The 16,049-nt window shown below is 44.9% G+C and carries 15 protein-coding genes and 1 riboswitch; of the genes, 6 read left to right on the plus strand and 9 right to left on the minus strand.

Annotated elements, in window-relative coordinates; translation table 11 throughout:
* Nucleotide 1 precedes the first annotated feature (1 nt).
* From B4J50_RS02470 to B4J50_RS02490, 5 genes are all read right to left on the minus strand, one after another.
* Nucleotides 2–526 carry a chromate transporter gene (locus B4J50_RS02470; protein ID WP_034326260.1) on the minus strand — a complete coding sequence of 175 codons (525 nt, stop codon included), beginning with the start codon at nucleotides 524–526 and terminating at the stop codon, nucleotides 2–4.
* Nucleotides 526–1,056 carry a chromate transporter gene (locus B4J50_RS02475; RefSeq protein WP_286846865.1) on the minus strand — a complete coding sequence of 177 codons (531 nt, stop codon included), beginning with the start codon at nucleotides 1,054–1,056 and terminating at the stop codon, nucleotides 526–528. The genes B4J50_RS02470 and B4J50_RS02475 overlap by 1 nt, the downstream gene beginning before the upstream one ends.
* A 16-nt stretch (nucleotides 1,057–1,072) precedes the next feature.
* Nucleotides 1,073–1,486 (minus strand): hypothetical protein, encoded by a 414-nt coding sequence (locus tag B4J50_RS02480; protein WP_034326259.1) that lies wholly within the window; start codon nucleotides 1,484–1,486, stop codon nucleotides 1,073–1,075.
* A gap of 71 nt (nucleotides 1,487–1,557) precedes the next feature.
* Nucleotides 1,558–2,382, minus strand: a complete 825-nt coding sequence (locus B4J50_RS02485) for a UDP-2,3-diacylglucosamine diphosphatase (RefSeq protein ID WP_024821962.1) — start codon at nucleotides 2,380–2,382, stop codon at nucleotides 1,558–1,560.
* Between the two features lie 139 nt (nucleotides 2,383–2,521).
* Complete coding sequence (locus tag B4J50_RS02490; protein ID WP_286846867.1) at nucleotides 2,522–3,415, minus strand: DMT family transporter; 894 nt, start codon at nucleotides 3,413–3,415, stop codon at nucleotides 2,522–2,524.
* Between the two features lie 180 nt (nucleotides 3,416–3,595).
* Here B4J50_RS02490 and B4J50_RS02495 point away from each other — a divergent pair, with 180 nt between their 5' ends.
* The 3 genes from B4J50_RS02495 to B4J50_RS02505 all read left to right on the plus strand — a co-directional run bounded on the left by B4J50_RS02495 (nucleotide 3,596) and on the right by B4J50_RS02505 (nucleotide 7,703).
* Nucleotides 3,596–4,645, plus strand: a complete 1,050-nt coding sequence (locus B4J50_RS02495) for a hypothetical protein (RefSeq protein ID WP_286934725.1) — start codon at nucleotides 3,596–3,598, stop codon at nucleotides 4,643–4,645.
* Nucleotides 4,646–4,884: 239 nt separating this feature from the next.
* Nucleotides 4,885–6,249: a Trk system potassium transporter TrkA gene (gene trkA, locus B4J50_RS02500; protein WP_286846871.1), complete on the plus strand. Its 1,365-nt coding sequence runs from the start codon at nucleotides 4,885–4,887 to the stop codon at nucleotides 6,247–6,249.
* A gap of 2 nt (nucleotides 6,250–6,251) precedes the next feature.
* Nucleotides 6,252–7,703: a TrkH family potassium uptake protein gene (locus tag B4J50_RS02505; protein WP_286846873.1), complete on the plus strand. Its 1,452-nt coding sequence runs from the start codon at nucleotides 6,252–6,254 to the stop codon at nucleotides 7,701–7,703.
* A 98-nt stretch (nucleotides 7,704–7,801) separates the two neighbouring features.
* Here the strand turns inward: B4J50_RS02505 and B4J50_RS02510 are convergent, their stop codons facing one another.
* Nucleotides 7,802–9,277: a potassium/proton antiporter gene (locus tag B4J50_RS02510; RefSeq protein ID WP_286846875.1), complete on the minus strand. Its 1,476-nt coding sequence runs from the start codon at nucleotides 9,275–9,277 to the stop codon at nucleotides 7,802–7,804.
* A 493-nt stretch (nucleotides 9,278–9,770) separates the two neighbouring features.
* On the opposite strand from B4J50_RS02510, the gene B4J50_RS02515 reads away from it, so the two are divergent.
* Nucleotides 9,771–11,219, plus strand: coding sequence for a copper resistance protein NlpE N-terminal domain-containing protein (locus tag B4J50_RS02515; protein ID WP_286846877.1), 1,449 nt, complete (start codon nucleotides 9,771–9,773; stop codon nucleotides 11,217–11,219).
* A gap of 193 nt (nucleotides 11,220–11,412) precedes the next feature.
* Here the strand turns inward: B4J50_RS02515 and B4J50_RS02520 are convergent, their stop codons facing one another.
* Entirely contained in the window at nucleotides 11,413–12,711 is a 1,299-nt protein-coding gene (locus B4J50_RS02520; RefSeq protein WP_156923341.1) for a hemolysin family protein, read from the minus strand.
* 214 nt (nucleotides 12,712–12,925) lie between these two features.
* A riboswitch (FMN riboswitch) is annotated at nucleotides 12,926–13,070 on the plus strand.
* 104 nt (nucleotides 13,071–13,174) lie between these two features.
* Between B4J50_RS02520 and ribB the strand changes: the two genes are divergently transcribed.
* On the plus strand, nucleotides 13,175–13,819 hold the full coding sequence (ribB, locus tag B4J50_RS02525) for a 3,4-dihydroxy-2-butanone-4-phosphate synthase (protein WP_024821954.1): 645 nt from the start codon (nucleotides 13,175–13,177) through the stop codon (nucleotides 13,817–13,819).
* Here the strand turns inward: ribB and B4J50_RS02530 are convergent.
* Nucleotides 13,788–14,012 (minus strand): hypothetical protein, encoded by a 225-nt coding sequence (locus B4J50_RS02530; protein WP_156923340.1) that lies wholly within the window; start codon nucleotides 14,010–14,012, stop codon nucleotides 13,788–13,790. The genes ribB and B4J50_RS02530 overlap by 32 nt on opposite strands.
* Nucleotides 14,013–14,142: 130 nt before the next feature.
* Complete coding sequence (locus B4J50_RS02535; RefSeq protein WP_024821953.1) at nucleotides 14,143–14,394, minus strand: zinc ribbon domain-containing protein; 252 nt, start codon at nucleotides 14,392–14,394, stop codon at nucleotides 14,143–14,145.
* Between the two features lie 222 nt (nucleotides 14,395–14,616).
* Between B4J50_RS02535 and B4J50_RS02540 the strand changes: the two genes are divergently transcribed.
* Nucleotides 14,617–16,011, plus strand: a complete 1,395-nt coding sequence (locus tag B4J50_RS02540; RefSeq protein ID WP_024821952.1) for an MATE family efflux transporter — start codon at nucleotides 14,617–14,619, stop codon at nucleotides 16,009–16,011.
* The last annotated feature ends 38 nt before the right edge of the window (nucleotides 16,012–16,049 follow it).

A 16,049-nucleotide genomic window follows, 5' to 3' on the forward strand; every position in this document is an offset into this window, starting at 1 on the left:
CCTATCGAAAAACAACCAAGCCTATAAGGCCGAAAAGTACGAACATCAACGGGGGGCGGTCTTTAAAGAACTTCGTCTGAAAAAGCGCAAGGCCTACTGCGAAAAGAACGGCGCCTTTCCACTGAGATAAAGCGGTTTTCATAAGGGGAATAACGGCTAACGTCAAAAGAGCCCCTACTGCCGGCCGCAAAGAAGCCTTAAAATGTTCAACGCCCCGATCTGAGCTCTTCTTCATAATAAGAAGCACTATGAGCAATATTGTCAATGGCGCTAAAACCACAGAGAGAGTTGCAACAAAAGCTCCTATAATCCCTGCCTGCTGAACCCCCACGAAGGTCGCCGCATTAATAGCTATTGGACCTGGAGTAACCTGGGCTAACGCTAGAACCTGGCTAAACTCGCTAGGGGAAAGCCAGCCATAATTGACCACAAGCTCGTGTTCGATAAGGGGGATAGTAGAGATCCCTCCGCCAAAAGCCCCCACTCCAATGCGAGCAAAGGCTAAAGCCAATAACAGAAGCTTCATTATGCCTTCCCCTCCTTCCTAAACCATTGGACAGCCACTCCTGCGGCAATGGCAAAGAGAGGGTGAACATGGAGGTACGTAATGAGAAGGATAACGAGAGCATATGGAAGTAAATTTACTATATCGGGGAAAATTATATTTTTTAACTGGCGCGCCACCACATTAAAAATCAGAGCGGCCACGGCACAGATAACTCCAAGGAAAAAAGCTTTTAGAGCCGGGGAATGCTGATGGGCAAGAACGAAATTAGAGAGCAGAAGAATTACAGTAAAAGGGGGGACCAACACTCCTAGAATCGCCATTACAGCCCCTGAAATTCCACAATAATGTTTCCCTATAAGGAAAGAGGAGGAAACAGCGATAGGTCCAGGCATGGCGGCAGAAAGGCTAACAATGTCGAGCAAGGTTTTTTCGTCCATATCCCCTCGTTTCCGTATTTCCGTTTCAGCCATTCCCAAGATTACAACTCCGCCCCCAAAGGTGACTGAGCTTATTTTGAAAAACATTTTAAAGAGTTGCCAGGGCGTCATAATACGTCAGCTCCTTCTAAAGATGACTCCTATCGTTCATGATGCTTTCCATGTCTATTGTATTATCTTCAAACAAAAGGTTTTCATACCCTAGTTCGGGGACGTTCACCTTCAAGTGCCACTCGAACCAAGCCGCCACAATGCGACGGTGACAAAACTCGCCAGGTTTTTCCCAGCATAAAAGGATAGCTTCAGCACCTATTTCATTGTAGACGGTCCATGGATCAAGTGCGTAAAGCACTTCCTTAAAATAGCTTCGCGCGCAAAGAAGGGGTGATAGCGCATTTTTTTTGCAATAGAGGAGTAAATCCCAAGAGGGGGCCAATGGTGAGTAGATTCTTCCATGAAACCATTTGGGAACTCCGCGACAAATCGCCACTGCATGAGGATTCGCAATAATATTTTTATGAGCAAAATAAGACGTCTTCATTTTTCTTTACCCTCGGCAGAGATATTATTACATCCTCTCGTTAATATACAAAGCAATTTTACATAATAGTATTAACTTTTGCAGCTGAGGAAAGGTAACGGTATCTCTGACAACGGGAAAAGGCTTGTTATTTTAGGAAGATCCAACGCCTGTTGGGCTGGAGTAAAAAATGGACGCCAATAAAAAGATCTTAAGGCTCCGCTTCGATCTTCCACGACGGCAGAACAACTTTCAAGCCAATCTCCCGTGTTGCAGTATAAAATGTCTTTGATCCGCCTCATGGCAGGATAATGAATATGCCCGCAAATAATGCCATCTAACCCTCGCAGCTCTGCTGCTCTCAAAACTTTGTTCTCGTAGCCGCTCATACGTTTCACTATGGATTTCACTCCCCGTTTGAGGCATCGAGAAAATGACCAGCGAGGTCTTTTCCCTGCAAAAGAAAAGAGTCCGCTAATCCCTTCGTTAAACCATAACGTCGCTTCATATGCGACATTTCCCGCTCTGGCAAGCCAATGAGTATGACTGGACACGCCATCATATTCATCTCCATGCACAACCAAATATTTCCGACCATCAGCAGCAATATGCACAACCTCTCTGCGTATGTGTATTCCGCCCAAAGTTGTTCCTTCATATTGGTCAAGGAAATCGTCATGATTGCCGGGAATATAGATGATCTCCATCTTTTCTGACAACTTTAAAAGCAGCTGAAGGATGTAATAAGCCGAGCGACTCTTCAGAGCGTCGTGTTTAAATTTCCATCCATCGAGAATGTCCCCCACTAAATAGAGACGTTCACAAATAATAGAAGAAAGGAAAGAGGCCAATTCTTCAACTTTGCTCCATCTGCTTCCCAAATGTGCGTCTGAAATAAAAACAGAGCGGTATTCCATAATGTCTCATCTTCTCCTTTTCGTCCGGAATAAAAAGGCAAGCTCATCCCTCTTCTAAAGCCTCGCTTCCGAGAAAACTTCTTATGAAGCATCACACTCCGAGAGACCTACTTATGAGGCTTCGCTCCGAGAAATCTCCTTATGCGGCCTCACTTCGAGAGACAATATATATGCCAAGCAAAATTAACGCTCCTCCGCTATAAACAGCCTTTCCCACTGCCTCTTCCCAAATCAGCCACGCCAGGAAAGAGCTGACCACCGGCTCTCCAAGAAGAGCTACAGACACGGCACCAGGATTGACATACCGAAGAGCCCAATTATAACTGCTATGCCCAAGTATTTGGGGGATCAGAGCCATTCCCCAGAAGGCGCCCCATACAGAAAGGTCAAAACCCCGTACCGGCACCCCTTTCACACATATAACACTCCAGAGACAGAGGGCAGCTATGCCATAACAAAGAGAGGTGTAGGTAAGCAACGAGATTTTTCGTCGTGCTATCCGGCCACACAGAAAATAGCATGTAGCCGTCCACGCCCCCAGAAGAGCTAAAAAGTCGCCCCATAGGGCCTGTTCGCCGAGGGAAAAATCCCCCAAACTGATAATCACTCCCCCTGCAAAAGCAATTGCTATGCCTATCTTTGTCTTTTTGCGCACTAAATCTTTTGTCACTATAGGAGAGAGTATAGCTGTCCAGACAGGAATTGTATCTACAATAACAACAGAGCTAGCTACTGAAGTATAAAACAGCGATGATATCCAAAATGCAAAGTGCAGCGCTAAAAATATTCCTGCCAAACAAAGAGCCCACCACTCCCTTGGTTGTAAAAGGGAGATTTCTTTTTTACAATGTAGCCCGGCCAGAGGACAGAGGATAAGGGAGGCCAACCCCACTCGGTATGCTGCGATGACAAGAGGGTGGACGCCATCTGCTAGCCTGGCAAAAATGGCTCCTGTAGATATGGCGGCTATTCCCAACGTTAAGACAATAAAAGGTGGAATGAATGGTTTTTCATTTTTAAAATGTATTGTCATAATACCCTCTTTGTGATTTGATATTAAGTACAGCCTATCACGATAAAAAGAATAGAAAAAGAGCTTTTTCAAAAAAGAGAGTAAATTTTACGATTTAGGTAGTTTTTACTTCCCTAAAACGAGAAAGAGTGGCATAGTATGGATATTTTGCAGAACAAGGTTGTGGAGGTGAGTTAAAGAGTGCTCTATTCCAAGTATCCTCCGGATCTGGTACGAGAAGCTCTCAATTTCAGCTCGCATATGGAACACCTGTTACGGTTAGATATTTTCGATTCAATAATTCACGATCCAACAGTATGGCTCCCTTCTTTTAGCCAAGAAGTAAAAATCCCCTCTATAGCTCATGTCAATGATCGCTTCATTGATTGGAAAGATTTTATAGTATCCCTCTATAAAAGCACACTTTTAGCAGCAGAACAGAATAACGAAACTGGAGAAAATATAGCTCAGAGATGGCACCAAATTCTTTCTGCTATGGGGGAGGCTGCTTTGCCCTATCTATACGACACCCTTCCAGAACGGCAGTTTATGAAAATAGTACAAATGGAGGTAGTGACATCTAGTATTGCAAGCGCTGCTCCCCACCTGCCATGGGAACTTCTTCCCGGCTGGAGATGGGGACATTATGCAAGTATGTACATCGATATTCCTGAAAAGCATGGGGAGTTTTGGAGCATTCGAGAGGTGAAAACTGGATGGACTACCGCCCACATGGCATCTTTTCATGGCCGAGCCTTTACATCAGAAGCTCTTTTAACAACAAGGACGGAAAGTATTCCTTATGGATTAACCCTTGATACCACTCATAAGAAAGATCGGAACTGCACAATGGAAGATCTCTCTGTCGCTTCGGTATACTACTTGTCTGGCCACGTCTTTCCACAGATCCATAGCTATTTTAAGGCTCCCTTCGATAGCGAAAAAGAAACTCTAATAGAGGGCATTATCGGGAAAGGGACCAAACATCAGGATCCATCGTGGCTCAGTGGAACGCTGCGAAATTTATATCTTCTTTACGGAAAAGTTCCGTTGGAGAGGATTGGGCGCCTTGCCGCACTCCTCTTCAGAAGACTCCAGAATATTCTTTATCCAGAGCAGATCCTTCGATATACTGTTTCAGAAATGTCCCAGTTGTTCTTCCTTCATGCTGGGAGAAATGCAGCGGAAAAAGTTCTCTCTGTTTTTGAAGGGATGGTTCCCGAATCTCCATATTGGCTTATTCCCTCGTAGAAAAAACAGGGACGTTTTCTGCGTTGACATGTTGTCAGGTAAGCCATTCTCAGCGAGCTGGTGTCTGTCGCGTCGGCACATTGCCAGGGATGCCGTCTACGTCAAGGGGTTGTGGGCAAAGAATTCTTTTATTTCGGCAATCAGATTTTTCTTGCGTTTCCTCGAGCCTCTGCTAGGATTATGATTGTTTTACACACATGAACAGAAAATAAAAATGCGGAAGCAGGGGTAATTTTATTATGCGCATTGTCATCGTCGGAGCAGGAGAAGTTGGCTACCACGTAGCAAAAAGTCTTTCAGCTGAAGGACATGATATTACCGTCATTGAAGAGGATGAGGAACGGGCACAAAAGGTAGACAACGAACTAGACGTTATTGCTATTCGTGGAAATGGATCTCGCCCATCGGTTCTTGCCGAAGCCGGGGTTGTCCCTGGGTGTTCAGTCGATATTCTTGTCGCGTGTACGAACCGCGATGAAGTCAACATTATGGCGTGCTGGATTGCAAAAAGGGCCGGCGTCAAACGGGTGATCTCAAGGGCTCGGGGCCTTGAATACACCGACAGCCCTGATTGGGCTCGAAGTCTGGGCATAGACGTAATGAGCTCTCCGGAAAGATCTGTAGCCCGCCAGATTATAGAGTTACTAACCGTCAGTTCTGCTATGGACGCAGCAGAACTGTTTGAAGGAGTAGCGGGTATTTATGCCTTTCGCATAGCCCATGATTCCCCCCTCATTGGCGTGCCCCTGAAGGATCTCCGTTTTCATTACCCTCAAATAACAGCCATCATCGTATATGTGCAACGAAACGGCGGTGGTTTTGTCCCTTACGGAGACAATATTTTGGAAGAAGGGGACCTCTGCTTTATAGCCACCCGCAAAGATCAAATATGGCGGTTGGAGGAAATGGTTCAAGGGGAAAAGAGTACCCCTCTTCATCGAGTTATTATTATAGGTGGAGGGAAACTGGGCTATCAAGTTGCCCGCCGTCTGGAAAGACAGTATAAACATCTGGATATCCGCCTTATCGACCATAACAGAGAGAAATGCGAACGAATCGCTTCAGAGCTGGAGAAAACGCTGGTTCTTTGCGGAGACGGCGCAGATGAGATGTTGCTGCGTCAAGAGGGAATAGAGGGAGCTGATGGCTTAGTTGCCGCTACGGAAAGCGATGAAGCCAATATTCTTTTTGGCGTGGTAGGAAAAGCTCTTGGCGCCAAAAAGACTATCGCCGTTGTACGCAGACAGATGTACATGCGTCTGGACAACTATATTTCCGTAGATGCTATGGTCAATCCCAACCAGGCGTTAGCTTCAGTTATTATGAGCAACGTTCGCTACCCATCAGGGATGGGGACACTCTCTCTTCTCGAAAAGATAGACGCTGAAATGTTCGAAGCCATTATTCCCGAAACAAGTCCCGTTGTTGGTCTATCCATGGCAGAATTGGGGCTTCCCAAAGGGATTCTTGTAGCTCTTATCCGGCGTGGAAATGAAGTGTTCGTCCCCAAAGGAGAAACGACCCTCCAGGGAAACGACCTGGTAACTCTTTTTGCCTCATCTGAACTTATGCCTATAGCTGTGGAAAAACTTGGAGTGAAATAAGAATGCGACTTCGCCTTGTAGCAAGAGTATTAGCTCTTCTTTCCGCTATGATCTCTCTTTTTATGTTATGGCCGCTAAGCTGGGCTATCCTCGATAAAAGCCAAGATGTACAAGCCTTTGCGTTTTCTATTGTTTCAGGTTTTTGTATTTCATTAATTCTCCATCTCTGGGGGAAACAAGAAAACTACCAGGACTTAGGAGTTAAAGAAGCCTTTGCCGTTGTTACTCTTTCGTGGGTAACAGCCTCCATAATTGGTGGGCTTCCTTACTATCTTTATGGGGCAGCTCCCACATTTACCGACGCATTTTTCGAGGCTATTTCAGGCTTTTCAACAACCGGCGCTTCTATTTTTACGGATATTGAGGCATTACCTCGAGGAATCCTCTTCTGGCGCGACCTTACTCACTGGCTCGGAGGCATGGGAATCATCGTTCTGAGCTTAGCTGTTCTGCCCTTTATCGGCGTAGGAGGAATGGATCTTTACAAGGCTGAGGTTCCCGGCCCCATCCCTGAGAAAATGACACCTCGAATACAGCAAACAGCTCTGCTGCTCTGGGGCGTTTATGTTTTTCTTTCCATCCTCCAAACCATATTGCTCCTCTTTGGGGGTATGAATCTTTTTGATGCTTTGACCCACACTTTCGGCACTATGGCCACAGGGGGATTCTCGCCTAAAAACTCCAGTGTAGGCTATTACAACAGTCCATACATAGACTGGGTCATTACTATTTTTATGTTCCTTGCCGGATGCAACTTTGTGCTCCATTACCATTTTCTTCGGGGGAAATTGAATGCATGGTGGAAAGATGAAGAATTTCGTTTCTATTTCTGGATCACTACAGGAAGCACCCTCGCCATTACGGCTCTCCTCCTGAGAAAAAGCATCTATACTAATATTTTTGATGCGTTGCGATATGCCGCCTTTCAAGTTGTAAGCGTTATAACCACCACCGGTTTTGTCACAGCTGATTATGAATTGTGGCCTGTTTTCACTCAGTTTTTGCTCCTTATATTAATGTTCATTGGCGGCTGTGCCGGGTCTACAGGCGGTGGAATCAAAAATCTTCGCATTATGGTCCTCGCCCGCCATGCTCGTACAGAGCTATATCGGCTTCTCCATCCCCACGCCATTATTCAAACGAAAGTGGCTGGCCATACTATCCCCAAGGAAACAGTGGGGTCCATATCCGCTTTTTTCCTGCTTTATATAGGGTTATTTACACTGGCAAGTTTAATTATGACCTTATTGGGACTCGATTTGGTTTCGGCCATATCTGGAGTAGCTGCTACATTGGGGAATATAGGACCCGGCCTTGGCATGGTTGGCCCTACTAAAAATTACGCCGCCATTCCAGCCGCAGGGAAATGGGTTTTTTCTCTTTGCATGCTTTTGGGGCGATTAGAGCTTTATACCGTTCTTATCCTTCTCATTCCGGCAACGTGGCGCAAATAAAGAAAAGCTCCCGACACATACATGTCGAGAGCTTTATTTTTATTTCTCAACACAGTTTCTAGAAACCTCGAAACTTCTTTTTTCCTGCGTTTCCACAATTATTCCTCTGAAGCATGAGTTTTGAGGAGTATCTTTCTCGTCTGAAGAAGAGCCTCCTTTTCCCCCAGCACGAGCAACGTATCGTAGGGTTGCAATACTGTATGTCCCCTCGGCACGAGAAACTGGTTGTCTCGTCTCACAAGTAAAACAAGGGCATCTTTAGGCAATCCCAGATTCTCCAAAGGTTCACCCACCACATCAGCACTCGGTAGAATTTCAAACTCCCTCGTCTCGCTTCGAACATCATTTTCCGTTTTATCGAATTCCAAAGGGTATCGTGCCCGCAGAACTAACGGCTTATCCACCTTTAGGAAACGGGCAAGGGGCATTAACGTTTTTCCCTGTAATAGAACTGACGTCAAGACTATAAAAAACACTACATTAAATATTTCCTCAGATTTAGGATGCCCCATTAAAAGAGGGAACGTTGCCAATACAATGGGGACAGCCCCACGTAAACCGGTCCAAGCAGATAAGATACGCTCCTGGATAGAGAATTTACTCCCGATAAGGGTCAGAAATAAAGATACCGGCCGAGCCACAAACATGAGGAAAGCAGAGCATAGCAACCCTTCCCACGCTACTGCAGGAAGGTGAGAGGGGAACACCAGAAGGCCCAAGACTAAGAACATGATGATTTGCATAAGCCATCCCACGCTATCGTGAAACCGGATAAGACTTCGTTTATAAATAAAATCGCCATTTCCTAAAATAAGGCCACATAAATACACCGCCAGGAAGCCGTTCCCCCCCAATTTCTCTACCACTCCGTATGTAAGCAACACAATACTGACTCCCCAGAGAGGGTAAAGCCCCTCGTAATCTAGGCGGATTCGATTCATAACCCACGCCGCACCCTTCCCTATAATGAATCCCGCTACAACACCCATAGTTATCTGCATGGCAAAACGAGGCAACAACTCCCCCCAAGAGAGAGTATCTCTTGCCATAATCTGCAAAATACCTAGGGTTAGGAAAATAGCCATAGGGTCGTTACTACCAGACTCAAGCTCTAAAAAAGCTCTGAGATGGTCTTTTAAACTGACGCGCCTCGATCTGAGCACTGCAAAAACAGCAGCAGCATCAGTAGATGAAACGATGGAACCGAGCAAGAGCCCATCTTGGAGGGAAAATCCTAAAACAAAATGAATAAAGAGTCCCATAAAAAAGGCTGAAAGGGCAACTCCCACCGTAGCCATAAGAATGCCCCGTGTCAGAACAGGACGAATGCTCTCCCAGTTCGTGTCAAGCCCTCCAGCAAAGAGAATAAAAGCTAACGCTACAGTTCCTACCATATTGGCAGCAGCTGCGTTATCAAACTGTATACCGCCAGGACCGTCTGACCCAGCCAACATCCCTATTACGAGAAACATGAGAAGGGCGGGAAAACCAAAACGATCGGCGAGCTTACTCGAAAGAATACTTAAAACAAGAAGAACCGCCGTAACTAAAAAAGCTAAAGGAAGATCAAACACCTGCTACCACCTCAATTAAAACCGCGCTTTCCCTTCACCGCAGTCGTATTCTTCATGTGCCATCTAATAATATCTCTATACGTCCTGTCAAGGGACAGGAGGAATATCCCACCTGTCTGGCAAACCTATGGCTAGAGAGTTAGATTCGCCACAAGCCTGCCTGGCAATAAACATCTTTTTACCTGTGTTCTCACCTCTTTTCAAAAAAATCCTGAGCGAAGCTGTCAGACAATAAATAAATCTTTTACCTCTTGACATTTAGAGGGAAATTCCTTAGGATAATCGTGTTACTTATTATAAAAAATGTGTTACATACCCCGTAAAGAGAACGCCTATGGGTCTAAAATGTTGTTACTGTATTTGTTTTTTGCACAAAAAAGTTTGGTTCTCCGATTCTCCTCTGTACCTGTAGGGAAGCTACCCACCTAGCTTCCCTACTTTTTTTGCATTAAATATGTTAAACTTTTTTTACGTTCATACGAGGAGGTTCATCATGACAACAACCAAAAAAAATCTTTTCTTTTTAAGTATAGCTCTCTTCGTTCTCCTCTCTATAACAATAGGAGCATCAGCTGAAGAGATGCCGGTCATTCAAGCAGAACATTTCTCTGGGGAATTGAAACTGTCTCTTGATGAAACTGCTTCCAAAGTGGATTTAACTCTTTTTTCTGACGCATCCACACTGCAGGCTAAAAACTACGTTATGACCATCTCTTCTTTAGAAAACCAGGCTGGACAACTTCCCCTCACCCTCCGTGGTGAATGGGAATCTCTTCGAGGGACAGTTAGCAATCCCGATGCTCTAGTCTATCAGCTTAACCCCGATTATCCCGATACTTCGTTTTTCTTTATCTCTAATGCTAAAGGACACCTGACCCTGCTAACGCCAAGCCAAGAAGAGATACCTTCGGATATGGGCGGGACCCTAAAAAAAGATCCTTCCGTTCTTATCAACAAAGAGGCAGAAGAACTATTGAAACTTCCCGCAACCTATCAGGGACTTCTTCCCGCAGCTGACGGACCAGGGATTGTTTATACGTTAACGGTTCGTCCAGACAGGCTCTATCAACTCGATATCACGTATATAGAGGCTGAAAAAGGAAAAGACGAAACCTTTGCTTCTCTAGGCTGGTGGTCTCTTTCCAAAAATGGAGGGATAATCACTCTCCATGAGAGCGACACTGAAACAATTCTCTTCGCCATAGATTCCCCTCAGAAAATAACCATGCTCGATTATGAAGGTAGGAGGTCTGTAACCTCCCTCAATTACACCCTTTCTAGAAAGACGCGAGTGGAAGAACACCTCTCCCCTATCCCTATGAAAGGGATGTTTTCCTATATGGCTGACGCAGCCTTTTTTACAGATTGCTTTACTGGCAAAATTTTCCCTGTAGCTATGGAAAAAGGATATTTATCCCTTGAACAAGCATATACCGCCCTTCCTCATGAAGCGGGCAAGCCTGTATATGCCGTTGTCGAGGCCCATCTAGCCATGCGTCCTGCCATGGAGGGCGACGAAATAGAAGAGATGCTTGTTATAGACCGATTTATAGAGGTACAGCCAAACCGAACATGCGATGAGGAAAGCTCCTCTCATCTTGAAGAGAGAGTGTGGAAACTCACACTCCTTCGTGGGGAAACAATTTCAACGCTTAGTCCCTCCGATAATCAGCCAATGACTCTCAGATTTGATGTACAGGCTCACCGTGTTACAGGCTACGCTGGTTGCAACAACTTTTTCGGTCCCTATTCCAGAACAGGCAAGGAGCTTTATATGGGGCCAATAGCAGCGACGAGACGATACTGTGAGTCGGCAATGGAGACAGAAAAACTCTATTTAGAATCCCTCGAGCTGGTTAGCGGGTTCAAAATAGTAGACAACAGGCTGGAGCTTTATCATGATGGAGCTCTCTTAGCGGTTTTTGAACCGTATAATCCGTAAAAACATGCAGGGAGGAGACCTTTTTCTTTCTCCTCCCTCTGTCACTGGGACATAATATTAGAACGAGACGAGCACTCACCAGAACGATTTGCTTATACTTCCCATTGCAAAGAGCTTCATAACTGTCAGGGCTCACTATGTTCATGCAACGAAAAGGACGAGCGCATATGAAGCGCGTCTCACCATGCTACTGCTACAAAATCACCACTCGCTCTTTATCTTCCTCGTCTGGTTCCTTGTAGTTGGGATCTCTAGAAATTCGGACCTTCTGGATCCTCTGTCCGGTGACCTTCACTACTTCAAAACGAAGAGGCCCCCATTCCAGAGTCGCTCCTACTGCCGGGAGCGTTTTAAATTGTTCGAAAAGCCAACCATTCAAAGTACTCGATTCGCTTTCCGGCGTATGGGAGAAATGCAAAAACGTCTCGAAGAGATCCTCTAAGTACGCGTCTCCACTGACTAGATATGTATTTTCCTCCACCTGAGTAAAATACTCTTTGAAATCGTCATGTTCGTCGTAAATTTCCCCTACCAACTCTTCAAGAATATCCTCAAGTGTGATAATACCCGACGTTCCACCATATTCATCTAAAACAACGGCGAGATGGGCCTTGTTTTGCTGTAACATTTTCAAGGCATCCATAAGGGTTGCACTCCCCGCAATGAGGAGGGGGCGAGACATGATACTACGAATATTCACAGACCCCTCGTTAATATACTGGTTCAAAAAATCTTTTTCGTTCAGGATTCCAATAATGTTATCAAAGGTTCCTTCATATACGGGAACCCGGGAATAATGATTTTTAAGCAATAAATTCTTCACGTTCTCAATAGGTTCGTTTACATTCACAGCAAAAAGATCGACCCGCGGCGTCTGGACTTCGCAAACTTCGATCTCAGAGAAGTTGATAGAACTCCCTATCAAATCTTTCTCGCTTTCCGGCAAAACTCCCTCTTCCCCCATGGTCTCCACAATACTCCATAGCTCATCGTGGGTAACGCTGGGCAAAAAAGCCGGTTTGTCTTTCCCTCGTAAAAGCTGGGAAAGACGGGTGGTTAACCACGTTAAGGGTGAAAGTAAGACAACAAAAAAATGGACGAGAGAGGCGGCACCTAAAGCAAAGTTTTCCGCTTTGTCTTTTACAAAAGCTTTAGGAAGAATTTCACCGAATAGAATAATGAGTACCGTCATGAGGAGCGTCGCATATACAGCCCCAATAGGCCCGAAAAGGACCGAAAGAATTCCAGTAGCAGCAGACGTCATAAGAATATCGACAATATTTCCCCCAATGAGGATGGCTGAAATGGTTTTATTGAAATCCTTCGCCAAGCCCAACGCTCGTTTGGACCCTCTCCGGCCCTCCTCTACAAAGCGTTTGAGCCGTATTTTATTGACACTTGAGTACGCTGTTTCACTCGCCGAAAAAAACGCCGAGAGGATGAACATAAAAATAAAAAATAACGCAAATAAAACCACAAAATTATCTATCACTACCAATAACCTCCATTTTAGGCTCCAACACTTCTTCTCTCTCGCAGTTGCTCTTTTTTATTTATTATACGACGCATTATCCATTATGTTCAGACTTGAAACATACACAGTATAATAACAGAATATTAATAAAAGATGGCAAGGAGTATTTGTGTAAATAGTATTATGATGTTATTTTATTGACTTCTTGTCTTATTGAAGCTACAGTGTTAAAGCCGGTTCTCAGGGCGGGGTGGAATTCCCCATCGGCGGTATACCAGTTCAAGCTGGAAAGCCCGCGCACATTTTTCTGAAAGAAAAATGTAGATCTGGTTAAATTCCAGAGCCGACGGTAATAGTCCGGATGAAAGAGGATCAGGCGATCTACTATCCTTCTCTGCTTGTTTGTGGAGAAAAGAAGAGGCCGCTGATAGAGTTCCCGCCCTGCTATTTCTATTTTTCTACTTAGGAGGATTTGTTGAGAATGGATAGTATGTTGCTTAACACCTATGGCTCTCCCCTTGAGCGAGTGGAGAAAGCGTTGGAGTCCCTTCGTGCTGGAAGTGGCGTGTTGGTTACAGACAATGAGAATAGAGAAAACGAAGGAGACCTTTTTTTCCCTGCCGAAAGTTTAACTGTGCCGCAGATGGCTATGCTTATTCGCGAATGTAGCGGCATCGTGTGTCTCTGCCTCACCCCCGAGAAAGTTCAATCCTTGGAACTTCCCATGATGGTAACTCATAACTCCAGTCGATTCCAGACTGCTTTCACCATCTCCATAGAAGCTGCGGAAGGGGTAACAACTGGCGTCTCAGCCGCAGATCGAGTGAGAACGATTAAAGCCGCAATAGCTGACGACGCTCAACCGTGTGATTTGCGACATCCGGGCCACGTGTTCCCACTGCGGGCTCAACAGGGAGGCGTTTTGGAACGAGACGGGCATACTGAGGCAAATGTAGATCTTATGAGGCTCGCCGGATTGAAACCGTACGGGGTACTATGCGAACTCACTAATAGCGACGGAACAATGGCTCGTTTGCCTGAAGTAGCGGCTTTTGCGAAGAAACATAATTTCCCCGTTGTAACTGTACAGGATATTATTTTGTACCGGAAAGAGAATGGAATGTAGCCGGCAACCACGGAACGAAACCTGTCATGGCGACGACTATCACTACGGCTCGCGGCAGTATTTTAGCCGGCAACAAAGGAACAAAGTGCTGCCAATAGCAAGGATAGAAGCAAGGGCGGGGCTCATCAAGGAGATACAGAGAGGAACCATCAGAAACCCCGCTCAACGAACATCTGCTGATGAGATTGTTCATACAAGACACTGCAGAGAAGGGCCTAAGAAACCTCGCAATCAACGTTTGCTGTGAGGAGAGGCCGTCAGAAGAAAGAATTGAGACGACTTCTCCACTTTGATTGCGTGTCAGCGTCTTAGCTTTATCGCTTCTACTTCTTCCATCGCTTCAATGTAGGAAGGAACTCGCTTAGCATTCTTTGGGCTTCTTCTTCATCGAAACCTGACTTTAGCATATGGGGAATACAAATATTGATCATTTCTTCCATCGTCACGTGAGGTTGAGTGAATTCACCATTCTTATAACAATAGATGCAATAGTCGTGAGATACGGTGCCATCCCCCTCTGTTCCACGAAGGGAGTTTTCAAGGGGCATACCACAACTCTGGCAATATTCCTGCATTTTTAAAACCTCCTTAACCAACAGAATCTTTTTAAAGAATAACAAATTTTGTTAGCAAAAAGAAGTGGAATATAGAAGTACATTTTCATTAAAGTATACATATTTTTATTCATTTTTTGTGCTATATTATAGAAGTATCTTCCACGAAATGAACATGCGCAAATATGGTAACTGTCCAAGTGTTGTTGTTTTTCCTGAAAGGGTGCATTAAAAGTGAAGTACATGTTAGATCCTCTGCGCGGGAATATCTTTCCTGTGTTCTTTTATTATTCCTTCTTAACAGTTATAGGAATGATTGCCGTGTCCTCAGCCAGTGCTGTGGATGCTGCTTTTCTTGGCAATAAAGTAGGAGAAATGGCCTTGGCCACCGTTAACTTATCTCTCCCCTTCGTTATATTATCAGGAGGGATTGCCTACATGATGGCCATAGGAGCTTCTGTTAACTGTGGGAAATATCTTGGCGAAGGAGATCCTGATACAGCTTCTTCTATCTTTACGAAAACGTTACTGGCTACTTTTGTTATCGCCGCAAGTATCTCTGTAATAGGAAGATTGGGAATAGATACTCTGGTAACCATCCTTGGCGCAAGTCCTGAAATCGCTCCCTGGGTTAAAAAGTACCTTTCTATGCTTTTGCTTTTTATTCCGTTTCTTACCTGCGGTATTTGCCTTTCTTACTTTGTACGGGTGGATGGACGACCTCTTCTTGCCGCTGCGTCTATGGTTACTGGAGCCGGTATTAATATCTCTCTTGACTGGCTTTTTGTTATCAAGCTTAATACTGGCGTGCAGGGGGCCGCTCTCGCCACAGGATTGTCGCAAGTAGCCTTATTCAGCATATTATTGCCGCACTTCCTTTTAAAAAAGGGAAAGTTGCGGTTCAAAAAAAATGGTGGATCCTGGAAAGAAATTCTTTTTGCCGCATATAACGGCTTCTCTGAGTTTGCTAACGAAATATCCGCCGGCATTCTCACTTTTATCTTCAACTGGATCATGATCAAGAGAATGGGAATCTCTGGTGTGGCTGCTTATACTATTGTAAACTACATACTCTATCTGGGCTCCATGGCCTGTTATGGCATTGGCGATGCTATACAGCCTATTATCAGTAAAAATTTTGGGGCAGAAAAATCAAACCGCATCTCTTCCTTTCTCCTTGTTGCCTGGGGAACCGTTTTTTTAATAGGGATCGGAATTATAGCTCTACTCGTTTTAGTTCCCGATAGGATGATCGACCTCTTTACCAATGGAGAGGCTGGAGAAACAACCCGTATCGCCAAGGAGTTTATCGCGTATTTCTGGCCGGCATTTTTGCTTATTGGCGTAAATATAGTTTTTTCATCATACTTTACGGCCATGCAAAAGCCGCTTCATTCAGCGGTTGTTGCCATATCGAGAAGTCTTGCACTGCCAGCTATCTTTTTGATGGTGCTCCCTCTTTGTTTGGGAACGAAGGGGATTTATATGGCCATTCCCTTTGCCGAAGTAGGAACTTTTCTAATGTCTCTAAAGCTCTTTGCCCCGAACAAGCCTCTTCAGCTTGTGCGGATAGACCGCCTCTACAAACGACAAGAGCTCTTTATAAAAAAAGAGATATCTTCGTCCCAATATCAGTAAGAAAGAAGGGCCTTTCCGCCTCATCACTCACTGGCGGA

The sequence above is a fragment of the Aminobacterium sp. UBA4908 genome, from assembly GCF_002398115.1.
Classification (GTDB): domain Bacteria; phylum Synergistota; class Synergistia; order Synergistales; family Aminobacteriaceae; genus Aminobacterium; species Aminobacterium mobile.